The sequence below is a fragment of the Gimesia sp. genome (genome assembly GCF_048260065.1).
Taxonomy (GTDB): domain Bacteria; phylum Planctomycetota; class Planctomycetia; order Planctomycetales; family Planctomycetaceae; genus Gimesia.
In genome coordinates, this window is the sequence record NZ_JBLXHC010000009.1 from 126,511 (window position 1) to 147,073 (window position 20,563).

At 52.3% G+C, this 20,563-nt stretch carries 15 protein-coding genes and 1 pseudogene; 11 read left to right on the forward strand and 5 right to left on the reverse strand.

Annotated elements, in window-relative coordinates; genetic code table 11:
• The first annotated feature begins 94 nt into the window (after window positions 1-94).
• Entirely contained in the window at window positions 95-373 is a 279-nt protein-coding gene (locus ACN0YN_RS17730; RefSeq protein ID WP_417386369.1) for a hypothetical protein, read from the forward strand.
• A 254-nt stretch (window positions 374-627) separates the two neighbouring features.
• Window positions 628-2,208, forward strand: coding sequence for a sulfatase (locus ACN0YN_RS17735; protein ID WP_417386370.1), 1,581 nt, complete (start codon window positions 628-630; stop codon window positions 2,206-2,208).
• A gap of 18 nt (window positions 2,209-2,226) precedes the next feature.
• Here ACN0YN_RS17735 and ACN0YN_RS17740 read toward each other — a convergent pair whose 3' ends face one another.
• Window positions 2,227-2,541 carry a hypothetical protein gene (locus ACN0YN_RS17740; RefSeq protein ID WP_417386371.1) on the reverse strand — a complete coding sequence of 105 codons (315 nt, stop codon included), beginning with the start codon at window positions 2,539-2,541 and terminating at the stop codon, window positions 2,227-2,229.
• Entirely contained in the window at window positions 2,541-3,623 is a 1,083-nt protein-coding gene (locus ACN0YN_RS17745) for a DUF1559 domain-containing protein (RefSeq protein WP_417386372.1), read from the reverse strand. The genes ACN0YN_RS17740 and ACN0YN_RS17745 overlap by 1 nt, the downstream gene beginning before the upstream one ends.
• An 847-nt stretch (window positions 3,624-4,470) precedes the next feature.
• Between ACN0YN_RS17745 and ACN0YN_RS17750 the strand changes: the two genes are divergently transcribed.
• The gene (locus tag ACN0YN_RS17750) at window positions 4,471-5,586 is read left to right on the forward strand and encodes an alpha/beta hydrolase family protein (RefSeq protein WP_417386373.1); all 1,116 of its coding nucleotides are present in this window, start codon (window positions 4,471-4,473) and stop codon (window positions 5,584-5,586) included.
• 67 nt (window positions 5,587-5,653) lie between these two features.
• Here the strand turns inward: ACN0YN_RS17750 and ACN0YN_RS17755 are convergent, their stop codons facing one another.
• Window positions 5,654-9,058, reverse strand: coding sequence for a M56 family metallopeptidase (locus ACN0YN_RS17755; protein WP_417386374.1), 3,405 nt, complete (start codon window positions 9,056-9,058; stop codon window positions 5,654-5,656).
• Window positions 9,055-9,474, reverse strand: a complete 420-nt coding sequence (locus ACN0YN_RS17760; protein WP_278445305.1) for a BlaI/MecI/CopY family transcriptional regulator — start codon at window positions 9,472-9,474, stop codon at window positions 9,055-9,057. The genes ACN0YN_RS17755 and ACN0YN_RS17760 overlap by 4 nt, the downstream gene beginning before the upstream one ends.
• 425 nt (window positions 9,475-9,899) lie before the next feature.
• Here ACN0YN_RS17760 and ACN0YN_RS17765 point away from each other — a divergent pair, with 425 nt between their 5' ends.
• From ACN0YN_RS17765 to ACN0YN_RS17780, 4 genes are all read left to right on the forward strand, one after another.
• Entirely contained in the window at window positions 9,900-10,292 is a 393-nt protein-coding gene (locus ACN0YN_RS17765; RefSeq protein ID WP_417386375.1) for a hypothetical protein, read from the forward strand.
• A 192-nt stretch (window positions 10,293-10,484) separates the two neighbouring features.
• Complete coding sequence (locus ACN0YN_RS17770) at window positions 10,485-11,276, forward strand: hypothetical protein (RefSeq protein WP_417386376.1); 792 nt, start codon at window positions 10,485-10,487, stop codon at window positions 11,274-11,276.
• Window positions 11,277-11,305: 29 nt separating this feature from the next.
• Complete coding sequence (locus tag ACN0YN_RS17775) at window positions 11,306-12,523, forward strand: FtsX-like permease family protein (protein ID WP_278445311.1); 1,218 nt, start codon at window positions 11,306-11,308, stop codon at window positions 12,521-12,523.
• Between the two features lie 3 nt (window positions 12,524-12,526).
• On the forward strand, window positions 12,527-13,219 hold the full coding sequence (locus ACN0YN_RS17780; protein ID WP_278445313.1) for an ABC transporter ATP-binding protein: 693 nt from the start codon (window positions 12,527-12,529) through the stop codon (window positions 13,217-13,219).
• 104 nt (window positions 13,220-13,323) lie between these two features.
• Here ACN0YN_RS17780 and ACN0YN_RS17785 read toward each other — a convergent pair whose 3' ends face one another.
• Window positions 13,324-15,525: a hypothetical protein gene (locus ACN0YN_RS17785; protein ID WP_417386377.1), complete on the reverse strand. Its 2,202-nt coding sequence runs from the start codon at window positions 15,523-15,525 to the stop codon at window positions 13,324-13,326.
• 268 nt (window positions 15,526-15,793) lie between these two features.
• On the opposite strand from ACN0YN_RS17785, the pseudogene mntR reads away from it, so the two are divergent.
• The 4 genes and pseudogenes from mntR to ACN0YN_RS17805 all read left to right on the forward strand — a co-directional run.
• Window positions 15,794-16,216: pseudogene (gene mntR / locus ACN0YN_RS17790) on the forward strand (manganese-binding transcriptional regulator MntR); the annotation flags it as partial.
• Between the two features lie 182 nt (window positions 16,217-16,398).
• Window positions 16,399-17,826, forward strand: a complete 1,428-nt coding sequence (locus tag ACN0YN_RS17795; protein WP_417386378.1) for a sulfatase — start codon at window positions 16,399-16,401, stop codon at window positions 17,824-17,826.
• 36 nt (window positions 17,827-17,862) lie between these two features.
• Window positions 17,863-18,867 carry an amidohydrolase family protein gene (locus tag ACN0YN_RS17800; protein WP_417386379.1) on the forward strand — a complete coding sequence of 335 codons (1,005 nt, stop codon included), beginning with the start codon at window positions 17,863-17,865 and terminating at the stop codon, window positions 18,865-18,867.
• Window positions 18,868-19,160: 293 nt separating this feature from the next.
• Window positions 19,161-20,561 (forward strand): DUF1501 domain-containing protein, encoded by a 1,401-nt coding sequence (locus ACN0YN_RS17805; protein ID WP_417386380.1) that lies wholly within the window; start codon window positions 19,161-19,163, stop codon window positions 20,559-20,561.
• The last annotated feature ends 2 nt before the right edge of the window (window positions 20,562-20,563 follow it).

Here is a 20,563-nt window from a genome sequence, read left to right on the forward strand (position 1 = left end):
CCTGCAAACCATAACCTCAAAGTGTAAAATGCAAAGGTCACAATAAATCGTCCCTGGTTTGTCATAAAACTTCTTTTAGAGCAGGAGCATCAAAATGCCACAGGAACAGTCATTGGACAAATTCATTCAGCACATGAAAAAGAGCCGCAAACGAAACGGCGTTCTGTTCGTTCTATGGTACGTGTTAATGTTTGTCGTATACTTTACTTCCAGTGATTCCAGTCTGACGAGTCTGTTTATCGCAAATCTGAGCGCAGTGATTGCCCTGGTCGGCGCTGAATTCTCGAATCAGAATAGCCTGATCGCCGTACTCAATCTGCTCAAAGAAAACCCAACTCTCAAACCGGATACCGAGGAAACACCAGCTTCCTGAGTCAATCGGCATGTAGCACTATGAAACGCAGCAGACATATATTGCATTTCCCTCTTTATTCTCGTTCGCTTCGTCAGCATGGCATTGAATGTCTGAAGGATGAAGAACCTGCCGACTAACCATTTATTAATCTCTCGAATAAATCAACTCGCATTTTCTCGCCGCAAGCCGACTGGCATCTGCCCCTGCCAGTCGCTATCCTGAAATCACCTGCCTTCATAATTCTGATACCGATCTAACTCATAGGTACTTTCATGATTCGCGCGCTCGTGTTGCTCTGTTGTCTTGCTCTCTCTTCGCTGGCTCATGCTGCGGATCGACCTAACATCCTGTTTCTCTTTACCGACGATCATGCGCCTCACGCTATCGGTGCTTATAAGGGAATGCTCGAGAAGATCAACCCCACTCCCAACATCGACAAGATTGCCTCTGAAGGGATGCTCTTCAAAAACAGCTTCTGCACGAACTCCATCTGCGGCCCCAGTCGCGCCGTCATCCTCACCGGCAAACACAGCCACATTAATGGCTTCATGCGGAACGGCAACCGCTTTAACGGCGACCAGCAGACCTTCCCCAAACTCCTGCAGAAAGCCGGTTATCAGACTGCCATGATCGGTAAGTGGCACCTCACCTCCGATCCCCAGGGCTTCGACTTCTGGAAGATCCTGCCGGGGCAGGGCTACTACTACAATCCCGAATTCCAAACCGCCCAGGGGCGCGAACGCATCGAAGGCTACTGCACCGACATCGTCACCGACATGGCTCTCGACTGGCTCAAACAGAACGCCAACTCCGGCAAACCCTTCATGCTCATGTGCCAGCACAAAGCACCCCACCGCACCTGGATGCCCGCACTCCGTCACCTGCATCTTTACGATGACATCACCATTCCCGAACCGACCACCCTCTTCGACGACTGGAAAGACAACGCCAGCCCCGCCCGTCATGCGGAGATGTCGATCGAAAATTACATGAACCTGGTCTACGATAACTTCGGCCCCCAACTGGAGGGCTGGGATCCCAAAGCCGGCAAATCGCTTGACAAGTCCGGCTTCCGCAATCTGCAGTTCATGACACCCGAACAGCTTACAGCGTGGAACGCCGCCTTCGATCCCAAAAACGAAGCGCTGCGAAAAGCAAACCTCACTGGTAAAGATCTCGTCCGCTGGAAATACCAGCGCTACATGAAAAACTACCTCCGCTGTATCAAAGGCGTCGATGAAAACATCGGTCGCATGCTGGCTTACCTCAAGGAAACCGGCCTCGATAAAAATACCGTCATCGTCTACTCCTCCGATCAGGGATTCTACCTCGGCGATCATGGCTGGTATGACAAACGCTGGATGTACGAAGAATCCTTCCGCATGCCGCTGATCGTCAAATGGCCCGGCGTAACAAAACCGGGAACCGTTAACACCAACCTGGTCCAGAATCTCGACTACGCGGAAACCTTCCTCGACATCGCAGGTGCCGACATCCCCGACGACATGCAGGGACGCTCGCTGGTTCCGTTGCTCAAAGGGGAACATCCAACGTGGCGCGATTCCCTCTACTACCACTATTTCGATTTCCCCAGCGTCCACAAAGTCGCCAAGCATTTCGGCATCCGTACCGATCGCTATAAACTGATCCGCTTCTACGAATTCGACGAATGGGAATTCTACGATCTGCAGAACGATCCCAAAGAGCTGACCAACCAGTACGGCAATCCCAAATACAAAGACACGATTGCAGATCTGAAAAACCAGCTCACTGAGCTCCGCAAATCCTACAAAGATGACACCGACATCAGCGTCAAGCCGTTAGATTGGCAGAAACAGTTTCGCCCGGAATGACGGTGAACGCGAAGGGCATCAGCGCCCCGTCTGATCTTCCATCAGGCGGCGTGCTTCCTGCGTTGCGGTTTCCCATTTTCCTTCATTCGCTGATGCCACAATCGCATTCAACCAGCCTGCTTCCCTCTCAGTGATTTCATTATTCTCAAGGGAACTCTGGATTAATTCCTGCACGGTTTCCAGCCGTTCCGTACTCTTCTGATTACAGACCGAGTACAGCGCTTTGGAGATTTCATAAGTCTTCGACGAGACAGCCGGGTACCCGCAGCCACTCAACGGCAGCAGAGTGATCAGAAACAGCATTGTCAAAAACAGGCTTGTTCGATTTCGCATTAAAACTCTCCCGTCACTTCACCCTCGTTGATACTTGAGAGTGCCGCCCAGAGCAGGAGATCAATATTCTCAGAAACGAATCGCACCGAGCCATCCCCCATGCAGATATGTCCGCCCCCCGTGTGTTCGGAGTACATCTGGCCGACATGATAAGTCGGAAAATTGACAGGGTGGATAATGGGGAAACCGGTAATATCCAGTTCGCCGCCGGAAGGACCCGCATGAATCAATGCCAGCGTTGCAGCGGCGTCCGGACTATTTTCGGGCGATGTAAACCGAGGGTGTGTGAACGCGCCAGGCACTACCCCCACCCAGGTTTTATCGCTCAGTTTTGACGAATGCTCACCCAGGAAAATGGTATTAGACGTTCCATCAGTCACATCACTGAATCGTGTGCGTGAATTTCGAAAGAAGGGGCCGTCTGCCACTTTGGAAGCATCGCCGTTGATGGTCACTGTTTTGGTGGTCTTCGTGTAGATGTTCGTGAAAACGACGCCCGTAGTACTCGAGCCACATTCCCCCCAGCACGATTCCTGACCATGGCTGGCTACATAATGAGAGCGACCAAACCGCAGTTGCTCGCCCCCTTTGAGCAGAGGACTGCCACTGGCGTCCTGCACAAGAAACGGTTCATCTCCCCCCGATGCAGTCGGGCAGAGAAAGACGGACAACTTCGTCTGGGCGGCACTGGCGTTCGCCAGATCCCAGCTGGGACGATTCAAATCCATCGCATTATACAGAACCGCCTGATCCATAAACGGGAGTATCATCGTCCCCCAGGTCCAGCCCGGAGCCGCATCCCAGGTTGTCGGGTCAATCGCTGCCCACGCAGGTCCCGAGCCGTTACTGGTTCCATACGAATAATAGCCGGCGGGAAAACAGGAATGCGTATCGTGATAATTATGCAGCCCGATTCCCAACTGCTTCAGGTTGTTCTTACATTGACTGCGCCGCGCTGCTTCGCGGGCCTGCTGCACCGCGGGTAAGAGCAGGGCAATCAACGTCGCGATAATCGCGATCACCACCAGGAGTTCAATCAGCGTAAAGCCGGGGCGGGACATTCGGGAGGGCGGGTAACTCATCTCGATCAACCTTAACAGGTGTGAAAACGGCATGCTCAAAAAGTAGCCAGCGCTACAAAAGGGTGTGTGAAAAATGTAGCATGGGCTACATTTGCGTGTTATTGTAGCCCATGCTACAATTCTGTCAATCAAAAACTGAAAAAAATAATTCCAGGGATCTGACCGGATCGTCAGGCGTTCGCAGTGAAACCTGAAAACAGGGCACTCCTGCTCAGATTTCCCATCAGGAAACAAATTCGACTTGACCCGCTCACGCCAATCGAGACCCTCTTAGTTCTGCGTCGCGCGCGTGTCCAGTTTTTCTTCAACTGAATGTTCCTGTACCTGATTATTCCCGCATCATAAAACCCAACTGGAATTTGCAAAAATGATGGATGCCCGTTTTTCACTTGTTCCCGATTCACATTCAAATAAACTGCGGGTCGACACACTTCGACCCACTCCCGCCCCGACATCGCTCCAATATCAACCCGGTTCACGTCGATATCGCGCCAGTATCGACCTGTATCGCCCCACCAGTTCCCGTTGTTCACCGTCCGTTTTTCCTTGAATGCAGACACCATGATCGAACTCCCCCCCGACAAAAATAAAAGCAGAAATGTGAAGATCGTTTCCACAGCATTTCAGCTGTAAAACAGAAGCACTTCCGCCACTGGTATCCCTGATAACAGAGCGCAGCCTCTATCGCTATTTTACGGAAAGGCACTGATAGGAAGAGGGCAATTAGCGCAAGTGAAAATTCTAACTCAGCGGCTGCAGATAGACGCTGAATATCATGCTGGTTAGAATAAAATTCGAACTTTGACTCGATATCGAATGCCTGTCACAACATCGAAAGGACAAAGGTATGAAGGCGGCTCAGTTAGTGGCGTTGATCTGGGTTTTGATTCCTGCACTGGGGTGTGCACAATCTGAACCTGGGAAACCTGACTACTTCAATCAGAGTGTGGCTGATTCGAATCCGTTGCGGACGGAGCAGGCGCGGGAACTTGATGAATATATTAAAACCATTGCCGCGGACCGGCGGCGATTCGAACAGCTGTTCCAGCCCGATTATTCCTCCGCCACTGCATTCGCGAAGTCGGCTGAACCGCTGCGGGCCGCGTTTTGTGAAAGCATTGGTTATCCGCCTCCTGGTCAACGGCCCGACCAGCCTGCCTCTTACAAAAAGATCGGTGAAGATTCCCTCGGCGTTTACTATCGGGCGATGTTTCCCATTCTGCCGCACGTGCACTCCGGAGGGATCCTGATTGTTCCCCGCTCTGCGAAAGGGAAAACGCCTTTAATCATCTCCATGCATGGGGGTGGCGGCTCTCCCGAAGTTGCGTTGTTCAATGGCGGTGCCAATTATCGCGACATGGTTCGCGGCGCGGTCAAACGGGGTTTTATTGTCTACGCGCCCCAGCATCTGTTTAAAGCTGACGGCTATCCCAAAGACATTCGCCGACAGATTGATGACCGCATGCGACTCATCGGCACCAGTATCACCGCTGTCGAAATTGCCAAGATCACTTATGCCATTGATGAACTCATCAAACGTCCCGATGTCGATGCCAGCCGGATCGGCATGGTCGGCCTCTCCTACGGCGGATACTACGCGCAAGTGACTCCCGCAGTCGATCCGCGCATTAAAGTCTCTGTCTCCAGCTGTTACTTCGGCGTTCAGGAAGGTCGCTATGCAAAAGAGGAACTCTCGGTGCCGTCCGACTTTCGGTTTATGAATCGCATGACGCTGTTTAACGACGCCGATCTTGTGGCACTGATCTGCCCGCGCGCCCATCAGATCCAGGCCGGCTCACGCGATAACGCATCCCATCGCGAAACAGGCAAACAGATCGCGCCCCGTGCTGCGGAATTCTACGAACGGCTCAATTTGAGTGATCGCTTCGAACACGTGATCTTCGAAGGGGGACACGAATTCAACGACGAAGCAGCCTGGGCATTTGTGGAAAAACATCTGTGATCCGTTTTTTGCAAAGAGATAAAATCCATGCTAAGTGCCAAGTCTGACGGATGACTGATGGATGTTTCTACTGCTTCTTTTCCGGAACTTGAATCACACCCAGATCAATGGTTTCCCCCGGTTTCACTTTGATTTGTTCTGGCAGATAGAAGTGACCCAGAACGGAGTAGAGCGTGTATTCTGCTCCGACCGGCAAATCGTGAAACTCGAATGATCCGTCTTGTTTACAACGAAAACTTTTCTCAAGCCTTAACACATCCCGGGTGGGAGCCGCGTCTGTTCCCGGAATGGCACGGCGGAGAAGTTCGATTTTGGATCCCGTCAGAGGGACATCTTTCTCTGTAGCCAGTTGCCCTTTCACGGATCCCAGTGGTTCCAGTTGCACTTTGTGTATCAGCCCAGCTTCAGGAACGCCGGTAATGGTGACGGCACGCCCCAGGTTTAAGGCAGGGTGCTGGAAGTAAATCGTGTGGGTCTGGTTCTCGTAAAAGCCGTCCCTAGTGGAAACGTTCCCTTTTGCCTTCGTGTCAGGGCGGCCATTGATTGTATAACCCGTGAGCGGTTTACCACCGGGGCCGAACACTTCAAACTGGATTGAAGCACCGCGGTCAATCTGAAGTTCCACGTCAAATTCTTTTTCTCCCGGCGGGACTGTGACCAGCTTCAGAATTTGATAATCGGTGTAGGAACAATAATCGTATGTTTTTAATGTCTTTGTGTTTTTGCTGATCAGGTCCTTTAATTCTTCCAGTCCGGCTCCCGTCCGGTAATCGGGATTACGAAGCTGCCCTGCGATGATCCCTTTTCCTGGAATGCCCAGCAGCGTAAACGATCCATCCTCCGCAGACTTGAATCGCTGACGCATCGGTTGTACGGCATTGCCGGGCGACTGGTAGCGCAGGTAGTTTGTCGCATTCTCGTTGGAACGCAGGGGGAAGTAGTCAAAGCGGACATTGGGAATCGGTTTGCCTGTGCGTTGATCGGTGACTTTGCCGCGAAACAGGATGGCCCGCTGCAGTTTCACGTCGAGAGATACAGGCTCGTCCTCTTCAGGTTCTATAACTTGCAAAGAGGTCCGGAAGTAGGGTTGGTTTTCCTCAGGGAGCACGTTCAAATACAGTTCGCTGTGACGGGGCAGATGCTCGATACGGAATTTTCCCGCTGCGTCAGTGACACAATCAAGATCGAGATTGCGGATATGCGTGCTGTTGTATCCGGGTCTCTTCACGCGGGAGACTGCGCGGGTTGCTGTGATGCGGGCGGAAATCGGGGCACCGCTCTCCCGGTCGCGTACAATGCCTTCGATGACGAGTTCCGGTTTCGTCACCAGTTGGAAATCGGCTCCATAGTAAGTGGCGTCAATCAGGTCGCTGTACTCAAGCGGTCGTGCTTCTACTAGTTGCATTTCTCTGGTCACGACGGCAATCAGCTGTGTGGCGATGCCGGGGCCTGCGATTTTCAGAACGGCGAGGCGGTCCTTACCTAGGTTGGAAATCTGGAAGCGCCCTTCGCTGTCTGTTTTGAACGTGGCGGGGATGCCTGGAGTGTTCGCGGTAATGTAAGAATCAGCTGGAAACTGGCCCGCCGTAGATTGGTAGCTGTCCTGCAGAATATGATTTTCATAAGCAGGTAACAGTCCCTGCTTGCGAAGTTCGGGCAACTTCTGCAGCCAGCGATCGACGGCTCCCTTTTCCGTGTTCCAGAGTGAGACCAGCGACACCGTCACTCCCGCCAGACCCCTCCCTGTCTGGTTCACCAGTTGACCACGGATGGAGGGCGTATGTTCGCTGAGTCTGAATTCCAGTGGTTTGCCCTCTGTTTCCTCCAGGGAGGAAATCCAGGCGGGCGCATGTCCCGGCGCTGTGGCCAGAAGAATGGTACCAGGGTTGGAACCGGGAGGACTTTTTCGAATTTTGCGGTCGCGCTGATAACGGGTCCATCCGTCGTTAAATGTTACACGAAACTGCCCGTCTGCATTCGTGCTGACTTCAGCCAGTGACTGATGAGTCGGAACGAAAACGTTCACACCTGCATTCAATTGCCGCGCACTCGAATGTATGACATTGATCGTGGCTGCCTCAATCGGTTGCCCCTCTGCATTGACCACCCGGCCTGAATATCTGAATTCCTGGTCCGCGGGGGGACTGTCTGTTTTTGATTTGTCTGTGACAGCTGTCTTTTCAACGGACACTTCTGGATTTTCGCGTTGTGTCGAAGTCGTTTTCTGAGATGACTTCGCCGGCGGATCGGATTCGACAGATTCAGCCACCGCCATTGAGACCGTGCCGGCAGCGGCAGTGATTGAGATGACCGCTGACACGACGACTATTAAGGACCATGCAGGCAGACTCAGTCGCGTCACCCGGCTGCGGCGTTCATCCAGCAATCCGGCGATACGCTGTTCCAGTTTCCAGCGCGCGGTAAATAATCCGACAGCACCTGAATACGCACGCGGAGACTTCAGAAGTTGAGACATCGTCAATAGAGTGAGACTGTATGAGGAAGCGTCGGCGACAGTCAGCACGTAGTTGTCGCAGATTTCCTCTCGAGATTGTGCCACCTGGCGATTTAACAAACCGACCAGCGGGTGCAGCCAGAACAGAGCCCGAATGAGATTCTGCAGCAGCACCACAATCTGATCGCCGCGCGCAATGTGTGCCAGTTCGTGAATCAGAATGTTTCGCAGTTGCTCGGCATTGATCTGATCCGGCAGCGTTTCCGGTAAAATAATTCCCGGCGAACGGATGCCCGCGGCCACAGGGCCGGAAACCTGATTGGAAAGCAACAGTCTCGGAAGTGTTCGTCTGCCCGGGTTCATCGCTGTCCAGAATTGATGCAGTAGCTCTGCCAGGTCCTCGCGAGTATTTTCGTTGGCGGTTCGTAACAGCTTTGATAAACGAAACCAGTTCACCGCGAACTGAATCAGCAGTACCAGCGATACGCCGGCCCAGATCAACAGGAGCAGGGATACTGCAGGACGGAATAAACTGTCACCCGGAAGGAAAGTGGCTGTCGACGCTGATTGAAACGTCGGTTGATCTGGTTCACCAGCTTTTTGAGATGTCGCGTGTTGACCGGTATCCTGAACCAGGCTGTCGGTTTCCGCAGGATTGTCTGTGGATGAATTCGTTGACTGGGAGTCGATGTTCAAAGTAGTATCTGAAACAGGCAGACCAGGAGCCGGTGCTGCTGCCTGTGACTCCTGAGAAGCCGATGCAACTGGATCTGGCGTACGAACTCTCGCGGGAACGATCAACAGACTGAAACTGGTTGCCTGCAGCACAGCAGCTACGATCGGACAGAGACAGACCAGAAAGAGTGCGGAACAGAGCAGGCTGTAGCGGGCGGCTGGTGAGCGTCGCAGGATAAGCCCCGCCAGCATGGCGAACAGGGCGATGCAGCTGGTCTGAATCAGAACATTGAACATCCAGAGCAGAGTCTGGTCAGTGGGTATCCAGGGTAAGACATTCATGATTGATTCTTCCTCCGCTGTCCCGACTGTTTTTGTTTTGCCTCTGCCTGTTCAATCATGGAACGGATGCGCCTGGTTTCGGCTGCAGTCAGGCCACGATATTCAATTAATGCGGTGACCAGATCTTCCGGGGAGCCGGCGAAGAGTCGATCGACCATCTGGCTGACCCGCATCCCCAGTGAAACTGTTTTGGGACGCGCCGCCGAATACACAAAGGTGCGTCCCTGTGTGCGATGCTGCAACCAGCCCCGTTCTTCGAGCCGCACCATCATGGTCAGTACGGTGTTTCTCGCCAGATTCCGTTTCGCCTCCAGCAGGTCCCGTACCTCTGAGACAGTGACTTCACCTTCCGCCCAGACGATTTCCATCAGTTCTCGTTGGGCAGGGGTGAGCGGAGCAGATTCATGAGCTGACATAAAGGTGTTCCATATCGATTCAGGTGGATTGGCGCCTGCAGCAGTGCATGACTACAGTTAGTAGGTAATGTAACTACAGTTTGTAGTTGATACAAGTTTTTTCTGTCGATGGCTCACATTTCCAGTCAGATTCCTGATCACCAAGGCGGTTGTCGATGATTTCATCTTAGGGTGTCTGGGATGGTTGGGTTTGTGTCCGTTTGTAAGCTGCTCAAAACGGGTAATTTTGCACCGTGTTGTGTCACTCTGTAAGACCTCAAATCGTGAGTTGCTGTAAAGCCGTCGAAGTGGTGCTGACGATAAACAGGGTATTCATAGAGATTCGCTTTGTGGTCACTTTGATCACAGTTTTTCCTGCGTGCTCCGCGGAAGAAACGAATACCCACAGAAATTCTCTGTCGTCACGATTTGAGTGAAAAGACCCGATGAAACTGCTGCGTCTGTTTTTGATCGCTTTGATAATGCAACCGTGCCCCGTCTGCTGGGGACATGGAGTGTCCGCGATCAGCGAATGGGGGCATGCTGAACCGGAGCAGGAAGTCTGTGATACCATTCGACCTGCGTGCTGTTCTCAAACCTGTCATCGGCACGATCTCCATGAGTCCGGGGAACATCATGAGCAGCACGATTGTCCCTGTGCCTGCCATATATCTGAAATCGTATTTGCGCAAACCACACCCGCCGTGAATCTCCGCAGCATGACAAACTCTCCCGACATGCTGATCGTTGAGGATCATATTTCGGGCCGCATGGCCGTTTTAAATACAACCGCCATCGATACTTTACAAGCAACGATCACTGCACCATTGCGCTTATAAATGTTCTTCCCGGGCCCGCTGATCCGCTGCCTGAATTCAGCCAGCTGTCTTACCATCGGTATGAAGATTGCGTGAGACAGCATTTACGGTCAGTCATGTTCCGTGTCGGTCACTCTCCGTTTGAAGATGCAGCTGCGGAACTTCCATTTGAAATAAATACAAATCATTAATACAAAACAGGGGAATCTTAGCATGTTCACACGTTCGAATTTCATTTCGTTCAAAAATAATCGTTTACAGTTATGTGTTATCTGTGCTTTCGCGATGGCGCTGACATCGGTCAGCTCTGCCCAGGAGGTTCAGAAGATTGCTTCACTCAGCAAAGTAGAAACTTCGCGGGCCACGGCTGCCAAAGAGAATAAATACACATTCATCATGTTCTGGAAAAACCAGGACGATGCCACCAAAGCCATGTGGAGCACATTACAGCAGAACCTGTCCGGCAAAGCAGATACAACAACCTTTGTCGCTGTCAACACTGCCGATCCTGCGGAATCCCGACTTGTTGAAGAGTATGGCGTTTCTCGCGCACCGATGCCGTTAACACTGGCCGTGGCTCCCAATGGCGCGATCACCGGTTCTTTCGTAAAGCAGATCAACGCCGACTACATTCAGCAGTCCTTCGTCTCACCTGCCAAGGCACGCTGCATGAAGACACTGCAGAGCCGCAAAATGGTGCTGCTATGCGTCAACGGGAGTGCCTCTTCTGAACTGCCTCAAGGCGTAAAGGACTTCAAAGCAGTGCCCTGCTATCAGAACGTGGTGGAAGTCGTCAACGTTTCGCAGACAGAAGCCACTGAAGCTGACTTCCTGAAAGAACTCGAAGTCCCCCAGGATGGACAGAACACAAAGGTCGTATTCATGGCACCTCCGGGAGTGATGGTTGGCATGTACAACGGAAATGTGACGAGCCAGCAGCTGATTGCCGAACTGAAAAAAGCCGGTAAAAGCTGTGGCGTCGAAGGCTGTAAGCACTGTAAATAATCCGTCACATTTGAGAAGGAGGCCATCTCATGACTATGAGAACAATTATCTGGAAAGAGCTGCGCGAACGCCCGACCGCTCTGATCGCCAGTCTGCTGGCAATCATGCTGAGTGTGACCGCATTAGTGGCGATCCGCAATGTGACGATTTTCTCAGAGAAAGAAGTCGCTGGAAAGCTCGATAAACTGGGAGCCAATGTGCTCATTCTGCCCAAAGGGGTTACGCTGCAGGATTACTATTCCGCTGACATGCACGAGGAAACCATTCCCGAAGAACATGTCGCGGAACTGGCCCTCGCTGGTCTGACCGGTGTGGAAGCGATTTCTCCCAAGCTGTGTGTGCCAACCGAGATTGACGGTAAAAATGTCATTCTCACAGGCATCCTGCCTCAGGAAGAAATTCAGAAAATGGCTGCCTGGCAGGGGGGCATGATTTTCAAGAAGCACGAAGGCTGCAAAGCGAAGATCAATGTGATCGATGAAAATCAGGATGCGCCGGAAGCACTGGCAGAACGACGGGCGTTGCAGAATCTGAATGAAGACGAAGTGATTCTCGGTTCCGACTATGCTGCGAATAACGGACTGGCCACTGGTGACACTCTGGAGTTGCTGGGCGAAAAGTTCAAAGTACTCACCACACTGCCGGCGACCGGAACCGTAGACGATGGTCGTGTCTTCGCACACCTGCACACCGTGCAGCGTCTGTCGAAGTCAGGCGAAGTCGTCAACATCATCGAAGTCATGGGCTGCTGTGAAGATGTCGCCAACGGTCTGGTCGGCGATCTGCAGTCGCTGCTGCCGGGCACGAAAGTGGTCACGATTGCCAACGTGGTGGAGACTCAGGTTTCCATCAACCGCATGATGACCAATCTCTCGTACTTGTTCCTGGCGATTCTGATTGCCGTCGGCGGTGCGAGCATGGCCAGTGCCAGCTTTGCCAACGTGATGGAACGTCGTCGCGAAATTGGCACGCTGATGGCGCTGGGGGCAACTCCCCGCTTCGTCACACAACTCTTCCTGGCGAAGGCGGCTCTGCTTGGGCTCGCCGGCGGTATCACCGGTTACATTGCAGGCAGCGTGCTGGCGGTGTTCCTGGGGCCCGCGTTTGCTGATGTCTCTGTTCTGCCCGTTCCCAGCCTGGCATTCATCTCCGCGGCCATTGCCGTGCTGGTGACGATTGCAGCCAGTTATATCCCCGCGCGACAGGCGGCCAAGCTCGATCCCTGTATGTGCTTCAAGGAGGTCTGATCCATGTTAACTTTAGAAGCAGTTCGCAAAGTGTATCGCAAGAAACAGGATGAAGTGGTGGCCCTTGATACCACCAGCCTGGAAATCGCCCGCGGCGACTTTATCGCCATTATCGGTCCCAGTGGCAGCGGAAAAACGACGCTGCTCTCGATGCTGGGGGCGATGTCGGCTCCTTCGGAAGGTCGGATTCTGCTGGACGGGGAATCGATCTATGATCTGCCCGTTAATCTGCGTGCGGAAGTGCGACAGAATAAGATCGGCTTCGTGTTTCAGACGTTCAATCTGATTCCCTATCTGACGGCGATCGAAAATGTGCAGATTCCCATGGTGCTGGCGAAGAAACATCGCGGCGAGCAGCAGGAGAAAGCGGAAGCATTGCTCAGCAAAGTCGGTCTGCAGGATCGTCTGCAGCATAAACCGGCGGAGTTGAGCGTTGGTCAGCAGCAGCGCGTCGCGCTGGCACGCATGCTGGCCAATGATCCGTCGATCATTCTGGCTGACGAACCGACGGGGAACCTCGATCCGGATACCAAAGACCAGGTGATGGAGTACCTGACGCAGTTCAATGAAGAAGGGCGTACCATCATCATGGTGACCCATGATCTGTCCGCCGCCAACTGTGCCAGGAAAACGCTGACACTCTCAGAAGGGACGATTTGCGATATTCCTCAGAGTCAGTTACTTAAAACGGCATAAAATCCATTATGAGTTTGCAAACAGAATTCCGGGCCGGTCTCGTTCCATGAGCCGGTCCGGTTTTTTTATCAGTAGAGAATGAGAGAATGAACCACTGCGCTGAATTACTCTTTTGGTTCTGCATTTTTCTCCAGTGCCTGGTGTGAGATCACACATTGATAGAATTTCTGCCGTTTCAGCGAACGTTCGAGCGCCCCGCGATTGAACGGGCCTGTCGTCTCGAAAGAGAATTCTTTCTTGTCGGCGTCAAATTGCAGTGTTTTCAGATCGATCCAGGAAAATCCGTCGAGCGCATTCCGGGCACTTGACTGCGGTTTCCCCGTGGCTCTACCGCCGTACAGACCATATTTGACCGTGACTTTGACGTTTTCCTTGATGAGCGCTGGCTCTGTGGACTGTTTTGCAGTCATCCCCGGCTGCAGTGGATTTCCACCCGATTCAGGTAGTTTTGTCTGCTGATGAGTACATTCCAGTTTGATTCTCGCCAAGGCATTTATCGCGGACTCGATATCACGGGCATCATTCTCAACAACCCGAACCCGAATGTTAAACGTCCCCTGATCAAAGTCCATCTGCAGAGAGCCCGGAATGTAGCCTCCGATTGCACCCAGGTTTCCGTCCGCCACATGCTGCTTAAAGATCTTATCAAACTGGTGTAGTTTCTGACCTTGATTGACGAAGCTGAAATACATGGTTTTTTCAGAGGCTTCCGGGTCATAGACAACATCCTCTACTGAAACCAGTTCCTGATCGACATCCAGGTCGAGGGAGCGAATCCCATTCACCATTTTTATCAGGTCATCAGGGGGAACACGATCGATCTGAATGGATAACTCCTTGTTCGGAATATCAAACCGGACGGACTTTCCGATATACCCATCCAGATTATTACTCAGTTCGTCATCAAGATGTCGGTGAATGTCTTGAATGTCTGTGGGCCGTAATGACTGGGGACGCTCAAATACATTTCTGAGTCTTTTCTCTGCCAGCAGAACCTTCATGACAACCCGCTTCATCGGCCTGTTAGGCGTTCGGAATGCAGGACCCGGGGTTTCCACCAGAACAGGCTCTGCTGAGACTTTAATCTTCGATCCTGCAAGCGACTCCCCCGATTCATTATTGATGAAATCGGGCACCCGGTGATCGGGGACATGATCCAGTTGAAACGTAATCATCTTCTTCACCAGATTGACATCCAGGCTGAACGGCACATACCCTGATAGACCGGTTTCCAGACGATCTTCCAGGTCGTGGATCAGAGAACTTCGCCAGAAATTGTAACCGAACTGATCTTGCATCGCGCGTTCATAAAAATCTTCGATGCCGACAATCTCGTAGGTAACCTGGCTGGGATGAAGCTGCTGCTCTGTGCGTTGTTCGATGGTGCGGTATGGTTTCGCGCCAATGCTGACTGGAAGCTGATACAGGTTATTGATCTGAACGCCCAGATTAGGGCTGGGGTAAGTGATCACTTCGAACGTCAGCTTCTGATATTCAAGATCCAGCACCAGCGAGTCTGGTACATATTCAGGAACTTCGTTTTTAAAACGTTCATTCAAAATCAGTCGTAATGCTTCCGAACCGATCTGAAAATTCTGGTCCAGCTGCGACTGGTATTCAGGACTCTTTATCTGGGCCAGATAGTGAAGTTCCTGCTTTACCAGCGAGTCCTCTCCAGATTCTGCCGCCAGCTCTTCGCGAAGTGTCCGCTCCAGCGGGGCAACCGTTACCATCTGATAACCAACTTTGTTCAACTTACGTACCAGATCACCGACGTTCTCTGTGTTCACTCTGAGTGAGAGTCGGTTTTGTCTCAAATCGACGCGTACCGAACCCGGCTGATAGAAAGCAAAGTTTTGTTGCAGCGTCGAGTCCAGGGAGCGTTGTGCAGTCTTGGCCGCCGTGTCGATGTTCTTCTCGGACTTTTCCAGAAACTGTTTTACATTCTTGTGTAATGACACAATTTTAAATACCAGTTCGGTCGAATTGTTGTCCGGCCGGCTCGTTGTGGAATTGCTGGCAGGGGATGACGAAGTTTTTGGCGACTGAGGTTTGAGTGTCTTACTGGAAGCCGAATTATTATTAGCAGGCTCCTGAGTCGTTGAGGAGAGTGCCTCATGCAGCGGTGTCATTTCTGGTTTTTCCGTGGGAGTCGAACTGCCGCACGAACTTGCCAGACAGACACACAGGCCCAGCAAAATTCGAGAGAACATCAAAGCAGGCAGGCGTTTAATGCCCGGTTCGGTCTTTCGCAGGAACGCAGAACAATTGGTAGCAGGAACGGAATCATCAAATCGAGAAATCATATTAAACCTGATATAAAAAACTTTAGAGGTCAGTCATTAGGTTAAATGGTACAGGTACTGTAAACAAGATTAGTCGTCAGAGTTTTATCGCAATTTCATTCAGTTCTTCCCATGTTTGTTTCCTGCCGTCGATTGAACGTGCTCATTTAGTTAAGCGTTGAGTTTGCCTGCACTTCGAATTCAATTCCGATTCCTTGAGGCTGTCAAACTCAGCCAGATCCCGGTAACATGGAACGCCTGATTTCACTTACGACACTCAAGGCGAGACAGGATGGCTAAAAAGCAGAAACCAAAGAATCAACACGAGCGCACGCGTGTGGATCATGCAACGGAAATCGCAGAGGACTATGTTGAAGCGATTGCAGAAGTGATTGAAGAGCAGGGCGTCTGTCGGGTCAAAGATCTGGCAGAACATTTTGCTGTGAGCCATGTGACTGTGAATCGCACCGTAGCCCGTCTGCAGCGGGACGGTTACGTCACCACCGAGCCTTACAGTCCCGTGGAACTCACTTCGCAAGGTGCGCGGCTTGCGAAAGACTCCCGCCGCCGTCATGAAATTGTCCTCAGCTTTCTGATTGCCCTCGGCGTCAGTGAAGAGACAGCCGCGACCGACTCCGAAGGTATCGAGCATCATGTCAGCCCGGAAACACTGGCGATTATGGAGTCCTTCGTTTCCAAAGTGCAGGGCTGATCAGTCCCGAAAAAGGGGCACATTTTCTCGCGCTGAAACTGGATTCTTAGCTGAATTTGCTGATTCAGTCTGTTAGCATGAATGTTCCCTTTCTGAATCAACCAAGTCAATCACAACGGAGCGCGTTCATGATCTACAGCCTCGGTCGAATCATTACTTGCATCTTTTGTTTTCTGTGCTGCATGTCAGTCACTATCCAGTCTGCTTCCGCCGCCGATACAAAGCCCAACGTTCTGTTTCTGATCTGCGATGACCTGAACTGCGATCTGGGCTGTTACGGTCATCCCCAGGTACAGTCGCCGAATATCGATCAACTCGCCAAGCGGGGCGTTCGTTTTGAACATGCCTACTGCCAGTTCCCGTTATGCGGACCCAGCCGGGCTTCGTTCATGACAGGCATGTACCCCGATCAGACACTCGTGCAGCGCAATGCGATCTACATTCGCGAACATGTACCCAACGTGAAGACCATGTCGCAGATGTTTCGCGATCATGGCTACTTCGCGACCCGTGTGGGAAAAATCTATCACTACAACGTCCCCTTGCATATCGGGACCGGCGGACACGACGATCCCTATTCCTGGAATCAGACTTTCAACCCCCGCGGACGTGATGTGGATGATGAAGACCAGATCTTCAGCCTCGTGCCTGGAAGCTTTGGTGGCACACTCAGTTGGCTGGCTGCCGAAGGGACCGACGCCGAACAGACCGACGGCATTGCTGCCGACATCGCCATTCAGCAGCTGAAAAAATTTGCGAAATCGAAGGAACCGTTCTTCCTCGCTGTTGGCCTGTATCGACCGCATACACCCTATGTCGCTCCTAAAAGCTACTTCGAAAAATATCCCGTCGATCAAATCAAAGTCCCTCAGATCCCCGACGGTTATCTGAAAACAATTCCGGTGCCCGCACGGAAATCGGTCACCCGCAAAAAAGATCAGATTGATCTGCCCGACAAGCTGGCCCGCCAGGCGATTCAGGCATATTACGCATCGATTACCTTCGCCGATGCCCAGCTGGGACACATCCTGTCTGCTCTGAAAAAGACAGGCCTTGATGAAAATACCATCGTTGTTTTCACCTCCGATCACGGCTATCACATGGGCGAACATGGACACTGGCAGAAAACCACGCTGTTTGAAAACGCGACTCATGTCCCCATGATCATCGCCGGCCCTGGTGTCACCGCTAAAGGACAGGCCGCAGCTGCGCCTGCAGAAATGGTCGACTTTTATCCGACACTCGCGGAACTGTGTGATCTGAAACCGCCGGCATCGATTTCCGGGATCAGTCTGGTACCGGCTTTAAAAGATGCGTCCGCTGCTCCTCGCAAAACCGCGTTCACTCAATATTTGAACGGTTACAGTCTGCGTACGCCCACGTTCCGTTACACCGAATGGGGCAAGAACGGCAGTGAAGGGGTGGAACTCTACGATCACAGTTCCGATCCTGGAGAAATGCACAACCTGGCAGATCAGGCAGAAACTCAAAAATTAAGGGACGAACTGGCCGAGATTCTTCACGAACGCATCGAACACGCGAATCAGGCGCCGAAGGGTGTAAAGCAGATTTCGTTCGAGAACCGCCGCCGTGTTCCCAAACAAAAATGAGTTCCAGACTTGAATTTCTGGAGTGGGTCGTTTTGAATGAAATCAGCGCGACCCGCTCCCTACTTTAATTTTCTGGAACGAACTATGAATCTCTCCCGCCGCGAATTTACTAAATCACTCCTGCTGGCTGGTCTCGGTGCCGCCGTAGGTCACTGGCCCCACAGAACAGTCCGGTCTGCTGAACCCAATATCAAAGCGGGAACCGGCTTCATTGACGTTCACACGCATATTGGCACCTATACCGACCCGAAAAAGAATCTGACGGCGGAAGGTCTGATCAAGTGGATGGACGAGAACCAGATTGAAAAATCCTGTGTGCTCCCGTTGACGTCGCCGGAATCCACCAAGTATCTGCAGACCACCGAATCCGTGCTGGCGGCTGCCAAAGATCATCCCGATCGACTGATTCCCTTCTGCTCCGTTGACCCGCGCACCACACATGCCGGCAGTGTGAAAGCGTTAGTCGGTATGATCCAGGCCTGGGTCGATCAGGGAGCGAAAGGCTTCGGCGAACATAAGGTGGGGCTCAACTTTGATGACCCGCTGATGATGCGCGTTTACGAAGCCTGCCAGGAAGTCGGCATTCCACTTCTGTTTCATATCGATAACATTCGCGGCAAAGATGTCCCCGGCCTGAAGCGTCTGGAAAATGCCCTCAAAACTTTTCCCGAGCTGAATTTCATCGGACACGGTCCCGGCTGGTGGGCTTCGATTTCCGGCGGTCTCACTCCCAAAGAACTGGGGGGCTATCCCATGGACAAAGTCAAACCGGGCGGCGCCATTGATGATCTGATGAGTCGCTATCCCAATATTTATGGCGATCTTTCAGCGGGCTCCGGTGCGAATGCCATCTCCCGTGATCTCGAATTTGGAACCGAATTTTTAATCCGCCGCCAGGATCGCATTCTGTTTGGCACCGATTATCTTGCACCAGGCCAGAACGTACCTCAGTTTGAACTGTTCGAAAAACTGGAGCTGCCGGCTGAAGTCAGCGCGAAAATCAATCGCGAAAATGCCATCAAAGTCCTGAAACTGACTTAAGTGAATGCTGAAGTTGCATTTGGAATGGTTCGGTTGGCACGTGTTACACGCTTTATACCACTAAAATACTGTAAGTGTGAATACTCTAAGTCAGATTCTGAAGAATTCTCAGGAACTTCGCGTTGTTATTTCCGATCATATTCGTGTATGCTGATACTTACTACAAATTCCTGCCTGAGCTGCTCACCACAGGGAATACGATAGAAATCGTTTCTTTTTTATTTGAGAAACCATTTTCTATCTAACCCTAAATAAATAATAAAACCGTCGAATGACACACCGGGAGAATTCGGATGTCCCAGCCACTCAATCTTTCCCACGGACAGCATCACCAGTCTGGCAGCGGATTTTCCGCGTTTGCTCCTGGATCTGATCTGGTCCATGTCGGCAGCCGTCGCTGGTTTCTGCAGATGGGAATGGCGGGACTTGCCGGGCTCTCCATGCCGGAACTTCTCAAGCGACAGGCTTTGGGCGCACCACAGGCACAGGTGACACATCCGATTCAAGCCAAGTCTGTAATCATGATCTGGCTGTCAGGCGGACCCAGTCAGCTCGACATGTGGGACCTCAAACCGCAGGCACCGAAAGAAATTCGCGGCCCTTTCAATCCGATTCAGACTTCCGTCAGCGGTATCGAAATCTGTGAGCATATGCCAAAGCAGGCGGCGATGATGGATAAGTTCGCCATCATTCGTTCCATGGATGCTTCAACCAGTAACCACACACCGACCACCTTCCAGGCCTGTAATCCCAAATCACGTCGTACGAACGACAATCGTGATGGCGGCGGATATCCTTCGATGGGTTCGGTCGCAGCGAAATTCCGTGGTCCCAATGTGCCGGGTATGCCTGGCTTCGTCGCGCTGGCAGACAGCATGGCGGCAGACATTTATGGAGCCGGTCACCTGGGTCATCGCTATGAACCACTGGATGGCGTCAAATCCGCAGGTAAGTTTGGGATGCCTGATGGCGTACAGACGGCCCGCTTAACCGACCGTGAAGAATTACGTCAGCAGTTTGATCGACTGCGAAAACATACCGAGCTCTCGCCCGAACTTTCCCTGCAGGATCGTTATGTGCAGGAAGCGTACGATATGGTGCTCTCAGGAAATGTTGCCAAAGCCTTTGACGTGAACCGGGAATCAGCCCAGGTACGCGAGAAGTACGGTAATCATTCCTTTGGACAGAAATCACTGCTGGCCCGCCGCCTCGTCGAAGCAGGGGTGACGTTCATCACGATGAGCGATGCCTGGGGGCACTGGGACCATCACGGCGATGAAGTCAAATGGGGCGGCATCAACAAAGGTCTCAAACCAATGCTGCCGGTTCTCGATCATGGCATCGCCACTCTGATCAGTGATCTGGACGAACGGGGACTGCTCGATACCACGCTGGTGCTCGTTCTCGGTGAATTTGGTCGCGGTCCTGTGATTACCAAAACCGATGGCCGCGGTCACTGGACTCCCGTCATGTCGATGCTGGCAGCCGGCGCAGGTGTGCCCGGCGGTCAGGTGATTGGTGCTACCGATCGTCGCGGTGGGGAAATCGCAGAACGCCGACTGGGACCTGGAGACCTGGGAGCCACCGTCTTCAAGAAACTGGGCATCGATCCCTACGGTCACTGGATTAAACCAGGCGGACGTCCCACGCCACTGGTCGAAGGACCTTCCGCTCCGATTGCCGAGCTCGGCTGATT